We start from the raw sequence: 21270 nt of genomic DNA, 5'->3' as shown, positions 1-21270 counted from the left end.
ATGAAGAAAATCGCCATTATAGGTTCAGGCATCTCTGGACTGACTTGCGCACACATATTAGATAAGCACCACGACGTGACCGTATTCGAAAAGAACGATTATGTTGGGGGCCACACCGCTACCGTTGATATTGAACATCAAGGCTCGGCGTTTTCGATAGATACAGGTTTCATAGTATTCAACGATCGAACCTACCCGAATTTCAATCAGCTACTCGTACAACTCGGTGTTGAAAGGCAACCGACCGAAATGAGCTTCAGCGTACACAACACCACAACTAAATTCGAATACAACGGCCATAGCATCAATTCGTTATTCGCGCAGAGGAGTAACATCTTCAAACCTCAGTTCTGGTCTTTAGTGTCAGACATTCTCAAGTTCAACAAACTGTGTAAGGCTCAATTCGAAAGTAACGAGTTCACACCGGATGTTACCTTGGGCAATTTCCTACGTGAAAACCAGTTTTCCGACTTTTTCAGCCAGCATTACATCCTACCGATGGGCGCAGCAATTTGGTCGACAAGCCTAGAGGAGATGGAAGAATTTGAGCTTAAATTCTTTATTCAATTCTTCTACAACCACGGGCTACTCGACATCGCGAACCGTCCACAATGGTATGTAATTCCTAAAGGGTCGCGCTCTTACGTTGAAATCATCCTTTCACGCTTGAACAAATCCGTCGCTTTGAACACATCGATCAAACAAGTGACTCGTCAAGAAACGGGCGTCACGATTGAATTTGAAGATGGCAGCACCCAAGGTTTCGACGAAGTAATCTTTGCTTGCCACTCAGACCAAGCCTTACGTCTGCTTGGTGATGCGACAGAACAAGAGCAACAGGTACTGGGCGAGATCCCATACAGCCGTAATGAAGTGGTTCTACACACCGATACCCGATTGTTACCAGACAGAAAGCTTGCATGGGCAAGTTGGAACTACATGTTGGATGGCGATAGTAAACGACCTGCCTGTGTGACATACAACATGAACATTCTGCAAGGCATCGAAAGCCAGGACACCTTCTGCGTCACCTTGAATCAGAGCGAAGCCATCGACCCAGAAAAAATCATTCGCAGCTTTGTTTATCATCACCCGGTACTTAATTCGAACACGGTCGAAGCTCAGCACAAGCGTGAGCAGATTTGTGGCAAAAACCAGACGCACTTCGCCGGCGCATACTGGTACAACGGCTTCCATGAAGACGGTGTCCACAGTGCACTCGATGTGACTAAGCGCTTTGGCCTAGATTTGAGCACGAGTTCAGTACGATGAACACTCACACCATCATATCCGACATGGGGATAGCATCCGAAAAGAGTGAAGAGCTCAGCGGCATTTACTGGGGCAACGTACGCCACCGCCGCTTTGGCGATATTACTCATGAATTTAGCTACCAGTTGTACATGATGGGATTAGATCTCGATGAAATCCCTCAAACAACCACTCGCAGTCGCTTATTCGGTACTCAGTGGTACAACCCGATTCGCTTTGTCGAATCGGATTATCTCGCTGAAAAAAAAGAAAATGTCACGACTGATGAACCTAAATCACTTAAGCAACGTATAGCATCCAAAGTACAACAACTGGGTGGGGTTTGGTCTGTATCAAACCGTGTGACGATGCTGGCTCAGTGCCGTTGTTTAGGGATTTATTTCAGCCCGATCAACTGTTTTTTCTGTTATGACGAAACAGGAGATTGTAAGTACATGTTGGCTGAAGTGAGTAACACGCCTTGGCGAGAAAGACACTACTACCTGATCGACATGCACCAAGAATTGAAGGTTAAGAAAGAGTTTCACGTTTCGCCGTTCATGGATTTGAATATGACTTATTTTTGGAAGATTAAGCCACCAGCGAAACGCACCTTGGTCCACATTGAAAGCCGCCGAGACGACAAGCTTTTCGATGCGACACTGGCCTTGACGAAACAGTCAGTAACCAAGACAAACATTAGACGAACGGTATTTAAGATTCCGGCGATGACGATCAAAGTCGTGATGGGAATTTATTATCAGGCTCTCAAATTATTCCTGAAAAAAGTACCGTTTGTGGGGCATCCAGACTCAACATCTTAAGTGTCCTCACAGCAACTAAATAATAGAACTCGACCCAAGCTTGGGTTCGCTCCAACTAAGGGGCACAACCCAGCTTAGTTGGCACAAAATATTAGAATGAGTTATCAGCGAGGTTTACATGGAACAGCTTGCCAAACAAAACAACAACATTGAACAACAAGCTAAAGCCGTTGCTGTTTCAAGCAACTGTAAATATCGAGCTTTAATCTTTAAGGTTCTAGAAAGCCTGCAATTCGCGACGCTTGAGATAATTGAGCGCGACCAGCATTCGGTGTTCGGCGATCGAGAAGCAGACTTGAAAGGTAGAATCGTGATTCACGATGCAACCTTCTTTAGAGATGTCGTGATTGACGGCAGTATTGGCGCATCTGAGGCCTACATTGATGGAAAATGGACAAGCCCAGATCTCACCAAAGTGATTCAAATCATGGCTCGAAATCAATCTCAACTCGACGAGCTTGACGATAAAACGCAATGGATTTCTCGCATCAAAAACCTATTGTTGCGTCGTAAGAATGCCAATACCGAGCAAGGCTCTAAACGTAATATTCTTGCGCACTACGACATTGGCAATGAGTTGTATGAACGCTTCTTAGACAGCTCGATGCAATACTCTTCCGCTATCTACAGCGGAGAAGCAGAAACCCTATCCAAAGCTCAGCAAAACAAAATGAAAACCATCTGTGAGCGATTAGAGTTGTCAGAGAAAGATAACGTGGTCGAGATAGGCACTGGCTGGGGTGGCTTAGCTATATTCATGGCGCAACACTACGGATGCCATGTCACCACTACCACAATCTCAGATGCCCAACACGCGCTTGCAGAACAGAGAGTAAAAGCGCTTGGCTTAACCGACAAAATCACCTTGCTTAAAGAGGATTATCGTAACCTCACTGGTGAGTATGACAAGTTGGTCTCTATCGAGATGATTGAGGCGGTCGGACATGAATATCTACAGACCTTCTTTGAGAAATGTTCTTCACTGTTGAAACCATCAGGCAAAATGCTGATTCAAGCGATCACTATTGCCGACAGTCGTTACGACAAATATCGCAAAGGCGTCGACTTTATTCAGAAGTACATTTTCCCGGGCGGTTGCCTACCTTCGGTCTCAGTGATGACCCAACACCTCGCGACCAGTACAGACCTTGTTATCCAAGAAATTGATGACATTGGCCTGCACTACGCTCGAACGCTTAATGATTGGAATGTTGCCTTTGAAAACAGTTGGGAAGAGTTAGAGTCTCTCGGCTATTCAGAAGAGTTTAAGCGCTTGTGGATCTTCTACTTCTGCTACTGTGAAGGTGCATTCAAAGAGCGCGTGATCAGTACTCATCACTTAGTTGCTAGAAAACCTCGTTACTTTGGAGCAAAAGATGAAACGGTTTTGGATTATTAATCTCGTTCTGTTTCAAGCGACCTGGGTTTGCAGCGCGTTCTTTACCGCGCAAGCCCCGTTCGTGGCGCCACTGATTGTGGCCGTTCACTTCCTTCTCTCCCCTACTCGCAGTAGCGATCTGAAAATACTCATTTTATTACCATTGGGGCTGTTGCTTGATAGCCTCTTACTTCACTTCGGCGTGTTTGCCGTCGACTCTGAAATTGCAAATCAATCTTGGTTCCCAGTGTGGCTAGTTTGCCTGTGGATCATGTTTTTAATCAGTTTTAACCACAGCCTAAATTGGCTTTTAAAATGCTCGAAAGTGATCTTGTTTGTCATAGGGTTCGTAGCAGGTACTAGTAGTTATTGGGGAGGCATCAAAGCAGGCGCCCTTCTGACTACTTGGCCAGACGCATCGGTGTTAGCTGCCCTTGCAATAAGTTGGGGGATTTTGTTGCCCTTACTGGTGGCCGCTTACTCCAACTTAGTACAACCCAAAATGGCAACAACGAGGTGACTTATGGCTTTTCCACGCAACCCTACGCAAGCGTTCAAATCTGAGAGCGATGTTAGTCGCGTTCGCACTCAAACAAGCGAGCAATCAAGAAACCGACTATTTAGCTTAGTCACCCTAACCATCATTTGCGCAGCACTCCTATTTACCGGGAATGCCAAAGCTTCTGCTGTCGATGATTTAAACAAGCGTGGCCAAGGTGAGATGAGTTACTTGTTTTGGACTTTGTATTCTGCAGAGTTCTACACCACTCCATCTAACTCTGAGCGTGCTTTGAAACTTGAGTACTACCGAGCAATTGACAGCAAAGACCAGTGGAGCAAACTTGGTTACTCCAGCAACAATATCCAACGTTGGTTGAAGCCTTTATACGAAATGTGGCCCAACGTTGAGGAAGGCAGCACGCTGACTATCCGAGTTGCTGAAGACAACGTAAGTCGCTTCTATTTCGATGAGCAACCCATCGGCACCATCCAAGACAAGCAATTTGGTGAAGCCTTTCTCGCGATTTGGTTATCTGAGAACACATCTGAGCCCGGTCTGCGCAAACAACTATTAGGTTTGAACAAATGAATCCAAAAACAAAAATAATCAAACTCGCCCTGACAATATTGTCGCTCGCTTGGCTAACAGGTTGTGGCTCTGCAAGTCTAGAGAACCACGCAGACACCACCCCAGAGCTCAAGCTGGAAACCTTCTTTGACGGTGAATTGATGGCCTACGGCATCGTGCTTGACCGCTCTGGTAACTTACTGCGCCGCTTTAATGCCAAGCTCATCGCTACTTGGGATGGAGACAACGGAGAAATCAAAGAGTGGTTCTCCTTTGCTGATGGCGAGCGTTCAACCCGCGTTTGGAACCTCATCAAAACCGGTGACAACACCTACACAGGCACCGCCAACGATGTCGTGGGCACGGCATATGGAGAGACCCAAGGTTCAGCGCTTTACTGGAAATACGATTTGGAAATCGAAGTAGACGGTAGCACTTATGAAGTAGTGCTCGATGATTGGATGTTCTTGATGGACGACAAACGCCTGTTCAACAAAACCGAAATGTCTAAGTTCGGCTTTAAAGTCGGTGAAGTGATTTTGTATATCGAAAAACTTTAATTAACTGGCGTTTCTGATTAGCAGTTCCATCAGCAATAACCTCGATCCCAAAAGACAATCTCAACCCACAACAGAAAATTGTGGGTTGTTCTGTTTAATCCCTCGAATAGCATACCTGTATGCTCAAGCCTTTGTGCTAAGATGCGCCACCAGCATACAAATGGGCTAAACTCAGTTGAGCGAACGTGATACACAGTTCCACCAATTATGAGCACTTCCCCATTGTTTCGCTAAGCGTAGATCCCCTACCATGAATAATTGAAAAGGCTTTAAAGCATGAGCAAGTTGACCTCAGCGGAGCGTAAAGCTCGCGACAATGAACGTTTCTCACAACGTGTAAACGACCGCAGAGAAAAAGGCGAAGACGTAGTTGCTTACGCACTGACCAACAAGAAAGCTGTAAAATTCCTGACTAAGTCGGAAAAGAAACGCTTCAATGAAGCGAAAATCATTCGCCAAGAAGAACAGCGAGTGAAAGATCAAGAAGAGCTTAACCGAATCGAAGACTCATTCACGACCAAACAGTTCGACGACGAGTAATTTGATTTTCAAAAGCGCTGGCCCTATGCTGGCGTTTTTACTTTTAGTTCTCCTTCTTTTTCCCTCCCTACTTACTTCACTTTCTCAAACCTCAATTCTATCGAGCAATCTTAGTCATGAGCCTCAGCATCTTGGTCTTAGATCTCAGAAAACACGCTTTCAAAGCCTTACTATCTCGATTCCATTCAACAATTCCGAGTCCCCATGATTTTAATCACCGGATCAAGCAGCGGTTTAGGCGCAGCTTTAGCTAAGCAATATGCGAACACATCAAACAGCCGTCAGCGCTTAATGATCACTGGCCGCAGCTCACAGCGTTTAGCTGAATTAGCGAAAAACCTGCCAGCAGATACCGTTAGCCAAACCTGTGATCTATGTGACCCGCACTCCGTGAGCGAACTGCTTGATGCCTTGCCAGAAACACCAAAACTGGTGGTTCACAGCGCTGGCAGTGGATACTTCGGTAAGATAGAACAGCAAGATCCAGCGGCGATCAGCGACATGCTAAAAAACAATATCGAATCGTCGATATTTCTGATTCGTGAGCTGGTTCAGCGTTACAAAGATCAACCCGTCACCATTGCGGTCGTGATGTCGACCGCAGCTCAAGGCGCTAAAGCAGAAGAGTCCACCTACTGCGCAGCAAAATGGGCAGTAAAAGGCTTTATCGAATCGGTAAGGTTGGAGCTCAAAGGTCACCCGATGAAAATCGTTGCGGTTTATCCCGGCGGAATGGCGACAGAGTTTTGGGGAACCAGTGGCAAAGCGATGGATACTTCAAGCTTTATGACAGCTCAAGAAGCCGCTCAAATGCTGCAACAGGCGTTAACCAGCACTGAGCATGGATTTGTATCAGATATCACGATAAACCGCGGTTAACGGCTAATGAGAGCGTCGAACAGGTAAACAGAGCTATTCGAGCTAATTATTTGTGAGGATGAGCATGAAAGTGTGCGACAATGCTCGGCGTAAATTCATATTCAAGGTTTATTATGAAACTTCTAGTTCGTAACCTATCGCGCTCTACTGCTGAGCAAGACATCCGTGTTCTATTTTCTGAGTTCGGCTCAGTAAAAGAGTGCAGCCTAGTTTTAGACCAAAACACTGGCGAATCTAAAGGCTTTGCATTTGTTGAAATGCCAGAGCACGAAGAAGCAAAAGCGGCACTAAACAAGCTAAACTTGTCAAAGCTTGGCAAAAACACGATTCGTGTAAAAGTGGCTAACTCTTAATCGAGTAAACGCTTTATAAGCCACATGGCTTAGCTTAATCAGCACAAGCACAGATGATAAAGCCCGTAACGATATGACGTTTTTCAGCGCAATATCGTTACGGGCTTTTTGCTGCTCGCGATTCTCTTTTCACAACCAACCTATTCACTTATCGTTTGCGCTTATAACCCTTCATGTTCATCAATAGCACGCCTTGCTTCTGCCATTGAACATCCTGATTCCATCACTAACTGCGCGACCGTCATCGAGGGCGTAGCGGCTAACAACGATGCCAAACACACCACAGGCTTAGGCAGTACTTTGTCTATTGCAGTTGCTATCCAATCGTCTTTTTCATGAGTTAACATGGTTTTAAATTCAACGAGTTGATGATCTTGAGCCACCAACAGCCAGTTGCGTGAACGTCGCACTCGCTTCAGCTGGCATCCACACTCAGTCGCATTCGCCATCACTTGGCTTTTATCACTCACACGATGTACAAAACTATTCAGTGGGACACTAAACATAACTCTCTGCCAACCAACCAACCTATACCAATCATTCAAGCGCTCTCTAACTACCACTCAACACTTCAATTTCATCTCAATAAAATCATGCTTAGGATTACACAGACACAAAAAAACCGCCAGTCATGCGCTAAGCAGCCTCGCGTTTTTTCGTTCTATAGAGCCTAATGTTCAGTATCAGCGGCTAAGCATTTTCAATTCAACATGGATAATCAGCAGCAACTTTTTGAATCGCCTTTATCGCAGCAGTTTGAACTCTCCTGGCTTCCTCGCTCAAAACCATCAATCGCGTCCGCTAAAGCCGTAAATGATTGCTCGATATTATCGCGTGACGTCGCGATGTTCATTCGCATGAAGTTAGGGCTTTGCGCACCAAACCAACCTCCTAGGGTTAAGCCCATTTTAGCCTGCTCAAACACCACATTTTTTAGCTCTTCTTCCGAAAAATCCAAGCCTGAGAAATCAAACCACACTTGGTAAGTCCCTTGTGGCTGGAAGACTTTTAACTGAGGAATGCGCTGCTCCGCAAACTCAGTGATCCATTTCACCGTGTCTTGCAGATACACCAACATGCCATCTAGCCACTCTCCACCTTTCTCAAAGGCAGCCACGGTTGCAAATGTGCTGAACGCATTACCATGGTCAAGATACATCGCCACCACATTGGTTTTGAACGCTTCAAATAACTCATGATTGTTGGTGTACACATAACCATTTGAGATGCTGTGCATGCCGAAGGTTTTCGCCGGAGAGCCAATCAAGGCAATGACCTTGTCGTAATCAAAGCTGGTTAAGCTCGTAAAAGAATGACCTTCAAAAATAATGTCGGAATGAACTTCGTCGCTGATGATCAGCACATCGTGACGTTTAGCAATTTCGATGACTTGTTCAATCTCTTGAGGTGTCCACACTCGCCCAGTCGGGTTGTGCGGATTACAGAAAATCATCGTCTTCACTTGTTGGTCGATGATCTGTTGCTCCATACCAGCAAAATCAATCTGATAACTCTGTCCGTCATTAATCAACAGGCTATTCACGACCTGACGACCTGCTTTATTCACCAAATTAGCGAACTGATGATAAGCCGGCGTATGAATAAGTACACCATCACCCTCGTTGGTAAACTGGCGCAGTAACAACGCGATGCCTGGTAATACTCCCGGAACCTGAACGAATTTGTCTGAAGACAGATTTAAACCATGACGCTTTGAATACCATAGAGATAGCGCCTCAAACACCGCCTGTTCATGAAATTCATACGAATACACACCACGTCATAATCTGGCGATTATGGATGGTTGTCTGTAGTAAGTGTCTGATAGGTAAGCGATGTGTAGTTTGTGTCTTTCATTGGTATGGCATGCTTTCACGAAATTTCGTGATTCTATGTCCCTATATGAAGGTACTAAATGATGAAAAAAATCTTACTCACACAACGCTTTGTTGAGCGCATCCTTTCTAACCATCTGGTTCAAGAGTTTTACGATACAAAAGTCCCTGAGTTGTATTTAAGAGTTTATCCGTCAGGAGGTAAGCGATTTTATATTCGCTTTCAGCATGAAGGGTTAAGGGTTCACCGCAAGCTTGGTAAAGCAACCGACCTATCATTACGAGAGGTGCGAAAGCAAGTGGTGAATGAAGTTCACCAGACTCGTTATCTGGCAGATATAAAAGAGCTGCCACCAATAACGATTCGGGTCTTCGCTGAGGAATTTTTTAAGCGTTATCCTCGCCACTGGAAACCAAGAACGACGGTAAAGAATAAGAGCGCCTTTCGTTTACATATCGCGCCTATTTTAGGCGATAAACAGGTTCACTCCATAGAGCGAAGAGACATTGAAGGGTGGTTTGCTCAGTTAAATCACGTGAAAGGCTCAGCGAATCAAGCGTTAGTGTTGATGTCTGTCATGATGCAGCAGTGTGAAGCGTGGGGATATCGACATAGAAACACTAACCCTTGTCGTCACTTTAAGCGTTATAAAGCGGGAGAGGTCGAACGCTACCTCAGTCCGGAAGAGTTGCGTAGCCTATGGCATGTACTCGAAACGTTAGAAGCCGATAACCCAATTCTCGTGATGATTATACGATTATTGATATATACAGGGTGCCGTTCTTCGGAAGTGAGAACGTTGCAATGGAAAGATTACAGGGGAGGGCATTGGCATTTATCAGACAGTAAAACAGGTGCAAAAACTGTGTACCTTTGCTCACCGGTTAGGGCGTATCTAAAAGAGTGGCGAACAGAGAGTGATTATATTTTTCCTGCTCAATGTCATACCAAACCGATCTCTCAAGTGGCCTTGAGTTCGTTCTGGCATAAAGTGCGCCGTTTAGCCGAGTTAGCCGGGGTGCGCTTACATGATTTACGCCACACGTACGCCAGTATTGCAATTCAATCCAATATTAATCTGACGGTGCTTAGTCGCTTACTGGGTCACGCGGAAGTAGAAACGACGCTGAAATATGCCCACTTAAGCAGTCTGGATGCTTGTAAAGCAGCCTCTCATATATCAGCCACTTTGGCTAAGGGGATGCGCTCATGAGCTATATCAAACTCACTCAGAAAAAGATTAAGGATTTATTGCCCCAACCCAAAACTTATGTTGTTTGGGATACAAAGCAATATGGGTTTGGGGTGCGAGTAGGCAAAGACGCTTCCTGTTTTTATGTCATGAAGACAGGCGGTGGCAATAAGATTATAGCACCTGTCGATAGCCTGTCTCTTCGTCAGGCTCGTCAAAAAACGTTAAGCCTGATGCAGGGTAATAATAAGAGTAGGGCAATCGGGGTGATGCGTTTTGATGTATTGGTACAGGGTGAATGGTTACAAAAAGTGTGCTCAACATGGAAAACCAGCTCACAGGGAGGGGCAAGAGGGGCATTAAATAAACACTTATTACCAGAGTTTGGGCATTACCCCGTCACTCGTATTGATTCGTGTCATGTGCAGCGTTGGTTTGATGAGTTAAGCCAAGACTATGCTGGAGCGGCTAATCGCACTCTTGATGTGCTGCGTTCCATTTTTAAATATGCCGAGAGACAAGGGTATTGCTTGAAAAATCCTTGCGATGGTATCAAGCAGAACCGAAAAAAGAAGTTGAATCGCTTTTTAAGTCTGGATGAATTATCGCGACTTGAAGGGGCTTTACGAACGGTTAGTCAGCAGGGAGAAATTGAGGCGTGTTGCTGTCAGGTCATAAAGCTGGTGCTTTTGACGGGGTGTCGGATTTCAGAGGTGACGGGATTGCAATGGTCCTTTATCAAAGGAGATGAATGGCATTTGCCAGACAGTAAAACGGGGGCGAAAGTGGTTTATGTGGGTAAAGATGCTCGAAAACTCCTTTCGGAAATAGGGAAACAGTTTTTTGACTCTAATGGTAATGATGTTTTTTCACCTCTTCGCTGTTATGTGAGTCGGCCTACTAAGGTTGGGATGGTATGGCAAAGAGTACGGGTGTTAGCCGATATTGCAGATGTACGTATTCATGACTTACGTCATACTTTTGCCAGTTATGCGGTGCTGGACGGTTATCCGCTCCCGATGGTCGCTAAGCTCCTTGGTCATAAACGTATCTCTTCAACACTTCGTTATATGCATGTCAGTGAGCACCATGTGACAGAGGCAGTAGATACTCTGGGGGCGGTAATAACGGGAATATTAGTCGAGCCTAAAGAAGTACAGCCCAGAAAACGAAAACGTACCACAAAGGCATTGAAGGCAGACAAACCTAACCCCGAACCAAAGGCAATAAAAGGGAAATTCAACATCTTGCCAGAATTAACGGATGAGCAGATAAGTGATATTAGAGCTGAGTTGGATTTTTTGAGTTGGTAGTTATCTTGAATCCCTATAAAGCCACTTTTTGGGAGTGGCTTATCCTATTATTGCCCATTATTATATTCGGCTATCAACATGCGCGTTCGTAGACAACTGGAATTTACCCAACCCCTGCTCATGTGACGATAACAAGACTCATGCAGTAAAAATGACTTTTTATGTTGGTAAGGTCGCTTCGGGACAAAAGTGCCTTAGCAAAATCACACTTTCCATTGAATTTGCATTTATTTAAGCCATGCAAAGTACGCTTTTTCGAAAATAAGGAAGAAGAGCTAAGGGGGGTAGTATAAAATCTCCTGAAGATATCAAGAGAGCTAGTAACAGCATGGATAATTTTCAAAACCTTATTGATTACAGCACCGTCGATGACCTGAAGTTTCGTATCAAGTCATTACCCTTTTCTTGTGCTATCCCCAGTCGCAAAGCAGAAGTTGCAAGTGTACTCTTTAATGCATTGATGAACCCAGACAACCTACAGCTAATTTGGAACCACCTCTCAGAGGTTCAGAAGCTTGCTTTGCAAGAGGCCGTTCACAATCAAGCAGGTTATATGGACGGTTTCGTATTCTGGTCAAAATATCAAAAAGAACCACCTAGTACAGAAGACTGGTCGTTGTATCGAAGTCGAGATAAAGATAACGGTGACAAAGCTTTATCTCCGTTCTTTTATCCTGACCGCCGTTACGGATCTTCACGCAGAATACCTAATGACCTATTAGCTTTTTTGAAACCTCATGTTCCATTGCCACCACATTTCTCTGTGCCAACGGCAATTGTCGATGGTGACGAGATTGAAACGTCAGAAACCCCACAATACACGGAAGCGGAGCTTAACGTTCTTCTTAACACTATTAAGGTTAAGAAGTTAAAAGTCAGTCCGAAAACTGGGCTGCCTTCTAAAACATTGCTCAACCAACTGTGCAACCAACTCAATGAACCGTATCAAAAGGTAACATCACTTGATGACGAATCAGCGAAAAGTATAAAGGCTTTTGGTTGGATTCAAATTCTAAGAGCTGCTCTATGGTTCAAAGAGACAAAGGGCGAATTGCAAATCAACCTAAAAAAAGCCGCTCTTCAACAACGACATTGTGACGTCATTAAACAGCTTTTCTTGGACTGGAAAGATCGAAGCAAATTTGACGAGTTCTCACGTATCAATCAGATTAAAGGGCAAAAAGGAAAAGGTCAGAAATATTTTACCAATGTTCTGAGCCGCAGGGATGCTTGTATAGAAACATTGCGATCTTGCCCACCTGAAGAATGGGTCTCTTTTGATGACTATCTGAGATTAATGGCGGTTGAGGGGCAATTCTTTAATATTACGTTTGAACCCTATAGCTTGTATATTGGTGATTCCACGTATGGCCGCATTCATGACGGTACCTTTCTTACTAATGCTTACTCTCGCTGTTTAATTATGGAGTATTTCGCGACTTAGTGAATCTCAATTTTTCTACACACGCCGTGAACCACTAGGTATCTGTGCGGGCATTGGCGCGTGGAACTACCCTATCCAAATCGCAATGTGGAAATCGGCTCCAGCACTCGCTGCGGGTAACGCGATGATCTTCAAGCCTTCGGAAGAAACGCCGCTAACGGCAATTAAACTTGCTGAGATTTTCACAGAAGCTGGCCTTCCTGATGGCGTATTCAACGTAGTTCAAGGTGACTACCGAGTGGGTCAAATGCTAACGGCGCACCCAGACATCGCGAAAGTGTCGTTCACGGGCGAAACCGGTACCGGTAAAGCGGTAATGGCAGATAGCGCTAAGACGCTGAAATCAGTCACTATGGAACTTGGTGGCAAGTCACCAATGATCGTGTTTGATGATGCGAAATTGGATGATGCGGTTTCCGCTTCGATGGTTGCTAACTTCTACACCCAAGGCGAAGTGTGCACCAACGGTACTCGTGTTTATGTACACGAAAACATCTACAACGCATTCATCGATCAACTTAAAACACGCACTGAGAAGCTGATCATTGGTAACCCAATGGACATGGAGACTCAGATCGGCGCGTTGATTTCTAAAGAACACCTTTCAAAAGTCCTTGAAGCAATTGAGCTAGCTAAGCAGTCGGGTGCAACCCTGCTGACGGGCGGCTATCAAGTGACAGACAACGGTCTCGAAAACGGCAACTTTGTTATTCCAACGGTGTTTGTGGATTGCGAAGACAACATGCCTCATGTTCAACAAGAGATCTTCGGCCCTGTGATGTCAGTGTTGAAGTTTACGGACGAAGACGATGTGATTCGCCGCGCTAACGACACCAAATACGGCCTTGCGGCTGGCGTGTTCACGCAAAACCTTTCTCGTGCGCACCGTGTTATTCATCAAATGCAGGCAGGTATTTGTTGGGTGAACACGTGGGGCGACTCACCGGCAGAAATGCCTGTTGGTGGTTACAAGCTTTCGGGTATTGGCCGTGAAAATGGACCAGAAACCCTACTTCATTATACGCAGACTAAGAGCATTCTTATTGAACTTGGCGACTACGCCAGCCCTTATGCCTAAAGCGTAACACTCAATTTTATGGGTTAGCTTAACAGAGCTAGCCCTACTGACTCATCTCAGGGAAATCAAAACATGGAACAACGCTACGATTATATTATCGTCGGTGCGGGTTCGGCCGGCTGTGTGTTAGCGGATAGGCTAACGGAAAGCGGTGAACATAGCGTTTTATTACTGGAAGCTGGTGGCACGGATAAGAGTATTTTTATCCAGATGCCAACCGCGCTTTCTTACCCAATGAATACTGAAAAGTACGCTTGGCAATTTGAAACAGAGAAAGAACCGGGTCTTGATGGACGTGAACTGCACTGCCCACGTGGCAAAGTGTTAGGCGGCAGCTCATCGATCAACGGGATGGTTTATGTTCGTGGTCACGCGTGTGATTTTGACCAATGGGAAGAAGAGGGCGCGGCAGGTTGGAACTACCAAGCATGCCTGCCTTACTTCCGCCGTGCTGAATCATGGAACAAAGGCGGTGATGAATACCGTGGCGACAATGGCCCTGTCGGCACTTGTAATGGTAACGATATGGAACTCAACCCGCTTTACCAAGCGTTTATCGATGCAGGTAAAGACGCAGGTTATCCAGAAACCAACGATTACAACGGCTACCAGCAAGAAGGCTTCGGCACTATGCATATGACAGTGGACAAAGGGGTTAGAGCCTCAACCTCTAACGCTTATCTACGCCGTGCATTGAAGCGTTCAAACCTGACCTTGAAGAAGGGCATCGTGGCGCGTCGTTTCTTACTTGAAGCGCAAGACTCAGAAGGTCAATCGGGCTTGAAAGCGGTCGGTGTCGAGTTTGAAAAGTCAGGCAATACCCAGGTGGCTGTGGCGAACAAAGAAGTGATCTCTTCTGCGGGTTCTATTGGCTCGGTTCAACTGCTGCAACTTTCTGGTATCGGCCCGAAAGCCGTGCTTGAAAAGGCCGGCGTTGAAGTTAAACACGAACTAAGCGGTGTCGGTGAAAACCTTCAAGATCACTTAGAAGTGTACTTTCAATATCACTGCAACGAACCTATCACGCTCAACAGTAAGCTTGGCTTGGTCAGCAAGGGCATGATTGGCGCGGAATGGATTCTGACTCGCAAAGGCCTTGGTGCCACTAACCACTTTGAATCGTGCGCGTTCATTCGTTCTCGCAAAGGATTGAAGTGGCCAAACATTCAATATCACTTCTTGCCTGCAGCGATGCGTTACGACGGACAAGCGGCCTTTGATGGTCACGGTTTCCAAGTACACGTTGGGCCTAATAAGCCAGAAAGTCGCGGTACGGTTGCGATCACTTCTGCTGATCCGCATGCCAAGCCAGAGATCATTTTCAACTACATCTCGACTGAGCAAGACCGCCAAGATTGGCGTGATTGTATTCGTTTAACGCGTGAGATCTTGTCTCAACCAGCAATGGATGCTTACCGAGGCGAAGAGATTCAGCCGGGTCTAAGTATCACTTCTGATGAAGCAATCGACGAATGGGTTAAACAGAACGTGGAAAGTGCGTATCACCCTTCATGTGGCTGCAAAATGGGCGCTGATGATGATCCAATGGCAGTGCTTGATGAAGAGTGTCGCGTTCGCGGTATTGATAATCTGCGCGTTGTCGATTCGTCTGTTTTCCCAGTTATTCCAAACGGCAACCTTAACGCCCCGACCATTATGGTGGCTGAGCGTGCTTCCGATTTGATTTTGGGTAAGCCCGTTCTAAAAGAGCAAAACGTTCCGGTATGGATAGCTCCGGAGTGGGAAGAGACACAAAGAATCAATAAGCCAATACGAGAAGCGTAAGCCTCTGTTATTGGATAAAAACAGCAAAAGTAGCAAAGAATAAAAACAACAAGTAACAAGCAAAAAATAACAAAACTAATTAGTCAAAAGTCAGAAGAACTGCTCTCTATCGGTGTTGATATCGAGCAGCAAAAGGAAAGATAAAAAGGAACCATTATGACGACTCTAAATATTCAGAACGTGACGAAAAAAACGTTAACAGCACTAGCTATCAGCTCGTTTGCATTTGGTGCTAACGCTTCTGTTGAACCACAACAATGTGAAAACGTACGCTTCGCTGATGTTGGTTGGACAGACATTACCGCAACAACGGCGGTCACTTCTGAGCTACTGAAAGGCCTAGGCTACAAAACCAAAACCGACCTACTTTCAGTACCGGTTACTTACTCTTCAATGGCGAACGGCGATATTGACGTATTCCTAGGTAACTGGATGCCAACTATGGAAGGCGACATCGCTAAGTACCGCGAAGCGGGAACGGTTGAGACAGTACGTGCCAACCTTGAAGGTGCAAAATACACACTAGCCGTACCAAAATACGTGTACGACTCTGGCGTGAAAAGCTTCGCCGACCTAGCAAAACATGCCGACAAATTTAAAGACCGCATCTACGGTATTGAGCCGGGTAACGATGGCAACCGCTTAATCCAATCAATGATTGATGCTGACGCGTTTGGCTTGAAAGATTTCAGCCTAGTGGAATCAAGTGAAGCGGGCATGGTATCGCAAGTATCTCGCGCTGCTCGTCGCAGTCAGTGGATCGTTTACCTTGGTTGGGCACCGCACCCAATGAACAGCAATGTTGAGATGGAATACCTATCAGGTGGTGACGACTTCTTCGGCCCTAACTACGGTGGCGCAAATGTTTACACCAATGTTCGTTCAAACTACCTGTCTGAATGTGCAAACGTCGGTCAACTTCTGCAAAACCTAGAGTTCACTCTAGAGATGGAAAACCAGTTGATGGAAGAGATTCTTAACCAAAAAGTGAAGCCTGAGAAAGCGGCTCAACAATGGTTGAACAATAACCCTCAACAAGTTGAAGCTTGGTTAGACAACGTAAAAACGCATAAAGGTGAATCAGCGACTCAAGCGGTTACTGAATACCTAAAACAAGTTAAAGCTTAGTTTTACCTACCTATCGATCTATTTATCAAAGCTCTATAAATAAAAAAGGTGGGCTTGCCAATTGTCTATTGGTTTGAAGTAGCCCACCCATAATAAAAGGCAATATTGTGAATTTTATTACGGAAAACAAAATCCCTGTTGGTCAATGGATGGAAGCGGGTGTTGATTGGCTAACAATCAATGCAGCAGGATTCTTTGACGCTATTTCGATTTTTCTAGAAACCGTCATTATGTTTTTAGTCGATGTATTTAAGTGGATGCCACCGGCTTTACCAATCGTGATGACCGCGGCGATTGCATGGTATTTACACCGTAAACCCTCGCTTGTGATTTTCGTGGTTGCAGCTTTGCTGACTATTTTAAACCTTGGCTACTGGCAAGAAATGCTGGAAACCTTTGTCCTGGTATTTGCAGCGACAACGATTTCCGTATTAATTGGCGTTCCAGTTGGCATTATGGCCGCGCATCGCCCTTGGTTATATACGGTGCTTAGACCCATTCTTGATCTAATGCAGACGGTTCCAACGTTTGTGTATCTGATTCCGACTTTGGTTTTATTCGGCTTGGGCATCGTTCCTGGCTTAATCTCGACCATCATCTTCGCTATTGCCGCGCCAATTCGTTTGACCTACTTAGGCGTCACCAAAGTGCCTGAAGAGTTGATTGAAGCGGGTAAAGCGTTTGGTGCAAGCCGCATGAAATTGCTGATGAAAGTGGAATTACCGGCAGCCTTACCAAGCATTATGGCAGGTGTAACTCAATGTATTATGTTGTCGCTTTCGATGGTGGTTATCGCTGCTCTTGTCGGTGCTGACGGGCTTGGTAAACCTGTTGTTCGCGCATTGAACACAGTGAACATCTCACAAGGTTTTGAAGCCGGGCTAGCGATTGTATTAGTCGCTATCATTCTTGATCGCTTGTGCAAAACACCAAACCAGAAGGAAGCTTAATCATGTCTATCTCTAAGGACCCAAAGACTATGGATGCGATTACCATTAAAAACCTCGATGTTGTGTTTGGTGATAAGCCGAAGCAAGCGCTTGAACTGCTCGACCAAGGTAAAACTCGCCAAGAGATCATTGATGAGACTGGCCAAGTCGCTGGCGTAGACAATGTGTCGCTGACGGTTGAAGAAGGCGAGATTTGTGTGCTGATGGGTTTATCGGGTTCAGGTAAATCTTCTTTGCTTCGTGCAGTAAACGGTTTGAATGAGATCAGCCGTGGTTCATTGGCAATCAAAGATGGCGATAAGCTGGTTGATTTAGGTGAACAGTGTGACGAAGCGACCTTACGTCACCTTCGCACTCACCGCGTTTCAATGGTGTTCCAAAAATTTGCCCTAATGCCTTGGTTAAACGTGTTAGATAACGTGGCGTTTGGCCTTGAAATGCAAGGTGTCGCAAAAGATGTTCGTCGTGCTAAAGCGCGTGAACAGCTTGAAATGGTGGGTTTGGCAGAGTGGGAAACCAAGTATCCGCATGAACTATCGGGCGGTATGCAGCAACGTGTTGGTTTGGCACGTGCATTTGCGATGGATACTGACATTCTTCTTATGGATGAACCGTTTTCAGCGCTTGATCCGTTGATTCGTGCGCAGTTGCAAGATGAGCTAATTCTATTACAAAACAAGCTTAACAAAACGATTCTGTTCGTGAGCCATGATTTGGATGAAGCACTGAAGATTGGTAATAACATTGCGATCATGGAATCAGGTAAATTGATTCAACACGGTAAGCCTGAAGAGATCGTACTCACGCCAAAAACAGAATACGTGAAAGATTTTGTCGCACATACTAACCCGTTGAACGTACTCAAAGGTCGTTCGTTGATGCAGCCTCTGGATTCTTTGAAACAAGAAGATGAAAGCTGGAAGATCTGTGATGCTAAAGACTTATGGATTGAGCAGAGTGAAGGTACGTTATCGGTAAAAGGTGAATCGACTTTAGCGCTTGTTGAGTGGAACGAATCTGACGATTTGACGGCAATCAGCGCATCGAGTGTTGTAGTGGCAAGCCCAGAGATTGGCATGCGCGATGCGATTAAACTGAAACAGCTAAGTAATCACCCGATTTTGCTGGTGGAAGACAATAAACTGATCGGTATTTTGGATAACAGTGAATTTTATAATGCGCTTACTGGTAACTTTCAGATGAATACCGCTGCGTAAAATTTCGTTTTTAAGCTTAGCTATTGAGGCTGGTTTTTTATTGGGTGGAGAGGGTTAAATCTCTCTACCTCTATGATTATTAAAATATATTATTCTTTGAGTTTGTATTCTCTGACTCATTATTTTTGTCTTCATTGAAGCTTTGATTCCCCCTTCATTAGGCAAAAGTGCCGTACCACGCAAGTTTAGTGGTATAGAAAAGATTGAGAATAGTATTAACATCAGTACAATGCGGAAAAATCAATGAAGTAAATTATCAATTTACAGTGTAATTCGAGCGATCCTAAGCTGTTCAGTTTGGAAATCTCATCGCCCCGGCACTGTAAAGTCACTCACAGTATATTAGTACAAAGGTCTGCATCTTGGATAAACATGACGAAATCTTGGTCGCTATTCGCCAAATTATTCGCGCTATCGATTTACACTCGAAAAAGCTGAGTAAAGAGTATGGTTTGACGGGCCCTCAATTGATTTTAATGCGCGCAATCCAAGAGATGGGTAATGTGACGATCAAAGAATTGTCTAATCAAACTAATGTGAGTCAAGCGACGACAACGACGATCATCGATCGCTTGGAATTGAACGGCTACGTACAACGTGTTCGCAGCTCGTCAGATCGCCGCAAAGTACACGCAAATCTGACTGAAAAAGGTCAAGAGCTACTTAACAATGCGCCACCACCGCTACAAGATAACTTTGTTAAAAAATTCCAAAATTTAGAAGCATGGGAGCAAAGCCTACTGCTTTCTTCGATGCAACGTGTGTCTGCAATGATGAACGCCGAAGACATCGACGCAGCCCCAGTTCTACAGCTTGAAGGCATTGCAAACGTAGTCAAGAGCTAACGTAGTTTTAAATTGTCTAGCTAAGAAAAAGTTTAAAGAGTTATAAAATGGTCGCATCAAGCGGCCATTTTTTGATCTTGGCCTCCCCATTTTTCTGACTTTACTAATAAAAATCATCTTTTAGTTTTAGCCTATCGATATAAGCTAAGGTTTTCGAAAGACTAAGTATCAAGCGAAGATATCTATATAGGCTATGGCATCAAGTTTATGCTGACATATGATGATCTTCTCGTTGTGTCTAATCTCCCCCCACTTCTAAGCGACAAAACTATTTTCAAGATAAGCGCATGCCATAAAACGAAAATAACAACCTTAAATGGCTCGTTTGGTGCCTTAGAATGGCCAAATTAGGGTGTTTTAAGTTGCTGTTTTTGTTGGTTTTTAATTTGATGTTTTCTTAAGATCACAATGGTAGTCTTAGCTTGATTTCTTTAGGGGGTTAAATGGACACTAATAACAGCACTTATCATCAGCACAGTTTTGCTCAGCAAGATCTATCAGAGCTTACATTTACGGCCTGTACGTTTATCCGTTGTGATTTCAGACGTTCGAACTTACGTGATGCAACGTTTATTAACTGTAAGTTTATTGAACAAGGCGATATTGAGGGGTGCCACTTTGATATTGCCGATTTACGAGACGCAAGTTTCCAGAATTGCCAGTTGGCGATGGCGAACTTTAGTAATGCGAATTGCTATGGGATTGAGCTGCGTGAATGCGATTTAAAAGGAGCGAATTTTACTCGTGCTAACTTTGCCAATCAAGTAAGCAATAGGATGTACTTTTGCTCTGCGTATATTACGGGCTGTAACCTGTCATACGCCAACTTGGAGCAGGCCTGCTTGGAAAAGTGTGAGCTGTTTGAAAACCGTTGGATAGGGACTTACCTTGGCGGTGCGTCACTGAAAGAGTCTGATCTCAGCCGAGGCGTGTTCTCCGAAGATGTATGGGGGCAATTCAGTATGCAGGGGGCTAACTTGTGTCATGCGGAATTAGAAGGGTTAGACCCTCGCAAAGTGGATACGACAGGGATTAAGATTGTCGCTTGGCAACAAGAGCAGTTGCTTGAAACCATGGGTATTGTTGTGATGCCTGATTGATTTTCTAATTCTGCATATAACGCTGTAAAACTCGGTTGCCGTATCACTCGGTCGTAATTAACCACAGCAGTTAGAAGAAAAGCCCAAAGTTAATAACTTTGGGCTTTTCCGTATTTGGCCGCATGCATTTTATAATGAAGTTTAGAAAAGAGAATGCTTGGCGGATATTGAGTTGATTAGTGCATTCCTGAACGCATTTTGTCGGCCAGTGCAAAGAAGACAAACAACACGAAACATACTAGTGCAACACACAATGAAACTAAGATCGTTGTTGCGTCTTTTGACATCAATGGAAGTACGATAGAAGCTACCGCTACCAACATAACAAAGACATGAACGATTCGTCCGATAATTGGATTTTTATGACAGAATGAGGCCCAACGATAACGCATTTTTAACACCAGTATAATATTAGTCTTTTTATTCTATTTTACTAATGAGCACTTTGTAAATTACTTTTCATTGTAGGGTACCCCCCTCTGGCAGGATAGTTGTCACTGTTAAAATTTAACCAGTTTGGGCGATAAA

21 protein-coding genes and 1 pseudogene are annotated in these 21270 nt (G+C 44.7%); 19 read left to right on the top strand and 3 right to left on the bottom strand.

Annotated features, from left to right (window positions below; genetic code table 11):
- The 9 genes from ACED28_RS19745 to ACED28_RS19705 all read left to right on the top strand — a co-directional run bounded on the left by ACED28_RS19745 (position 1) and on the right by ACED28_RS19705 (position 6854).
- Positions 1-1272, top strand: coding sequence for an NAD(P)/FAD-dependent oxidoreductase (locus ACED28_RS19745; protein WP_371710554.1), 1272 nt, complete (start codon positions 1-3; stop codon positions 1270-1272).
- A complete protein-coding gene (locus tag ACED28_RS19740; protein ID WP_371710553.1) occupies positions 1269-2075 on the top strand; it encodes a DUF1365 domain-containing protein in 807 nt (268 codons plus the stop codon). Before ACED28_RS19745 ends, ACED28_RS19740 begins: the two co-directional genes overlap by 4 nt.
- A 118-nt stretch (positions 2076-2193) precedes the next feature.
- Positions 2194-3474, top strand: coding sequence for a class I SAM-dependent methyltransferase (locus ACED28_RS19735; RefSeq protein ID WP_371710552.1), 1281 nt, complete (start codon positions 2194-2196; stop codon positions 3472-3474).
- Complete coding sequence (locus ACED28_RS19730; RefSeq protein ID WP_017082959.1) at positions 3452-3973, top strand: DUF2878 domain-containing protein; 522 nt, start codon at positions 3452-3454, stop codon at positions 3971-3973. The genes ACED28_RS19735 and ACED28_RS19730 overlap by 23 nt, the downstream gene beginning before the upstream one ends.
- A gap of 3 nt (positions 3974-3976) precedes the next feature.
- A complete protein-coding gene (locus ACED28_RS19725) occupies positions 3977-4543 on the top strand; it encodes a chalcone isomerase family protein (RefSeq protein ID WP_371710551.1) in 567 nt (188 codons plus the stop codon).
- On the top strand, positions 4540-5082 hold the full coding sequence (locus ACED28_RS19720) for a DUF3833 domain-containing protein (RefSeq protein WP_371710550.1): 543 nt from the start codon (positions 4540-4542) through the stop codon (positions 5080-5082). Before ACED28_RS19725 ends, ACED28_RS19720 begins: the two co-directional genes overlap by 4 nt.
- Before the next feature lie 276 nt (positions 5083-5358).
- Complete coding sequence (locus ACED28_RS19715; protein ID WP_371710549.1) at positions 5359-5622, top strand: DNA polymerase III subunit epsilon; 264 nt, start codon at positions 5359-5361, stop codon at positions 5620-5622.
- 204 nt (positions 5623-5826) lie between these two features.
- Positions 5827-6501, top strand: a complete 675-nt coding sequence (locus tag ACED28_RS19710) for an SDR family NAD(P)-dependent oxidoreductase (protein ID WP_192852377.1) — start codon at positions 5827-5829, stop codon at positions 6499-6501.
- 113 nt (positions 6502-6614) lie between these two features.
- Positions 6615-6854, top strand: a complete 240-nt coding sequence (locus tag ACED28_RS19705) for an RNA recognition motif domain-containing protein (RefSeq protein ID WP_371710548.1) — start codon at positions 6615-6617, stop codon at positions 6852-6854.
- Positions 6855-7015: 161 nt separating this feature from the next.
- Here ACED28_RS19705 and ACED28_RS19700 read toward each other — a convergent pair whose 3' ends face one another.
- Together ACED28_RS19700 and ACED28_RS19695 are read right to left on the bottom strand one after the other, a co-directional pair.
- Complete coding sequence (locus tag ACED28_RS19700; RefSeq protein WP_371710547.1) at positions 7016-7360, bottom strand: ribosome recycling factor family protein; 345 nt, start codon at positions 7358-7360, stop codon at positions 7016-7018.
- 212 nt (positions 7361-7572) lie between these two features.
- Positions 7573-8628, bottom strand: coding sequence for a MalY/PatB family protein (locus ACED28_RS19695; protein ID WP_371710546.1), 1056 nt, complete (start codon positions 8626-8628; stop codon positions 7573-7575).
- A gap of 141 nt (positions 8629-8769) precedes the next feature.
- Between ACED28_RS19695 and ACED28_RS19690 the strand changes: the two genes are divergently transcribed.
- The 10 genes and pseudogenes from ACED28_RS19690 to ACED28_RS19645 all read left to right on the top strand — a co-directional run bounded on the left by ACED28_RS19690 (position 8770) and on the right by ACED28_RS19645 (position 20742).
- Positions 8770-9903, top strand: coding sequence for a tyrosine-type recombinase/integrase (locus ACED28_RS19690; protein ID WP_371710545.1), 1134 nt, complete (start codon positions 8770-8772; stop codon positions 9901-9903).
- Positions 9900-11195: a tyrosine-type recombinase/integrase gene (locus ACED28_RS19685; protein ID WP_371710544.1), complete on the top strand. Its 1296-nt coding sequence runs from the start codon at positions 9900-9902 to the stop codon at positions 11193-11195. Before ACED28_RS19690 ends, ACED28_RS19685 begins: the two co-directional genes overlap by 4 nt.
- A 328-nt stretch (positions 11196-11523) precedes the next feature.
- A complete protein-coding gene (locus tag ACED28_RS19680; protein WP_371710542.1) occupies positions 11524-12639 on the top strand; it encodes a hypothetical protein in 1116 nt (371 codons plus the stop codon).
- Positions 12635-13717: pseudogene (betB, locus tag ACED28_RS19675) on the top strand (betaine-aldehyde dehydrogenase); the annotation flags it as partial. The gene ACED28_RS19680 and the pseudogene betB, both read left to right, overlap by 5 nt.
- Before the next feature lie 72 nt (positions 13718-13789).
- Complete coding sequence (gene betA / locus ACED28_RS19670) at positions 13790-15502, top strand: choline dehydrogenase (protein ID WP_371710541.1); 1713 nt, start codon at positions 13790-13792, stop codon at positions 15500-15502.
- Between the two features lie 156 nt (positions 15503-15658).
- Entirely contained in the window at positions 15659-16630 is a 972-nt protein-coding gene (locus tag ACED28_RS19665) for a choline ABC transporter substrate-binding protein (RefSeq protein ID WP_371710540.1), read from the top strand.
- 107 nt (positions 16631-16737) lie between these two features.
- Complete coding sequence (gene choW / locus ACED28_RS19660; protein ID WP_009845976.1) at positions 16738-17580, top strand: choline ABC transporter permease subunit; 843 nt, start codon at positions 16738-16740, stop codon at positions 17578-17580.
- 2 nt (positions 17581-17582) lie between these two features.
- Positions 17583-18797 carry a choline ABC transporter ATP-binding protein gene (choV, locus tag ACED28_RS19655; protein ID WP_371710539.1) on the top strand — a complete coding sequence of 405 codons (1215 nt, stop codon included), beginning with the start codon at positions 17583-17585 and terminating at the stop codon, positions 18795-18797.
- 362 nt (positions 18798-19159) lie between these two features.
- Positions 19160-19642 carry a MarR family winged helix-turn-helix transcriptional regulator gene (locus tag ACED28_RS19650; RefSeq protein WP_009845974.1) on the top strand — a complete coding sequence of 161 codons (483 nt, stop codon included), beginning with the start codon at positions 19160-19162 and terminating at the stop codon, positions 19640-19642.
- Positions 19643-20085: 443 nt separating this feature from the next.
- Positions 20086-20742 carry a Qnr family pentapeptide repeat protein gene (locus tag ACED28_RS19645; RefSeq protein WP_012600074.1) on the top strand — a complete coding sequence of 219 codons (657 nt, stop codon included), beginning with the start codon at positions 20086-20088 and terminating at the stop codon, positions 20740-20742.
- A gap of 176 nt (positions 20743-20918) precedes the next feature.
- Here ACED28_RS19645 and ACED28_RS19640 read toward each other — a convergent pair whose 3' ends face one another.
- Positions 20919-21134, bottom strand: coding sequence for a hypothetical protein (locus ACED28_RS19640; RefSeq protein WP_041473012.1), 216 nt, complete (start codon positions 21132-21134; stop codon positions 20919-20921).
- Positions 21135-21270: the final 136 nt, after the last annotated feature.

The sequence above is a fragment of the Vibrio sp. 1F253 genome, from assembly GCF_041439295.1.
Lineage (GTDB): Bacteria > Pseudomonadota > Gammaproteobacteria > Enterobacterales > Vibrionaceae > Vibrio > Vibrio tasmaniensis_A.
This window is presented reverse-complemented; position numbering and strand designations above follow the sequence as displayed.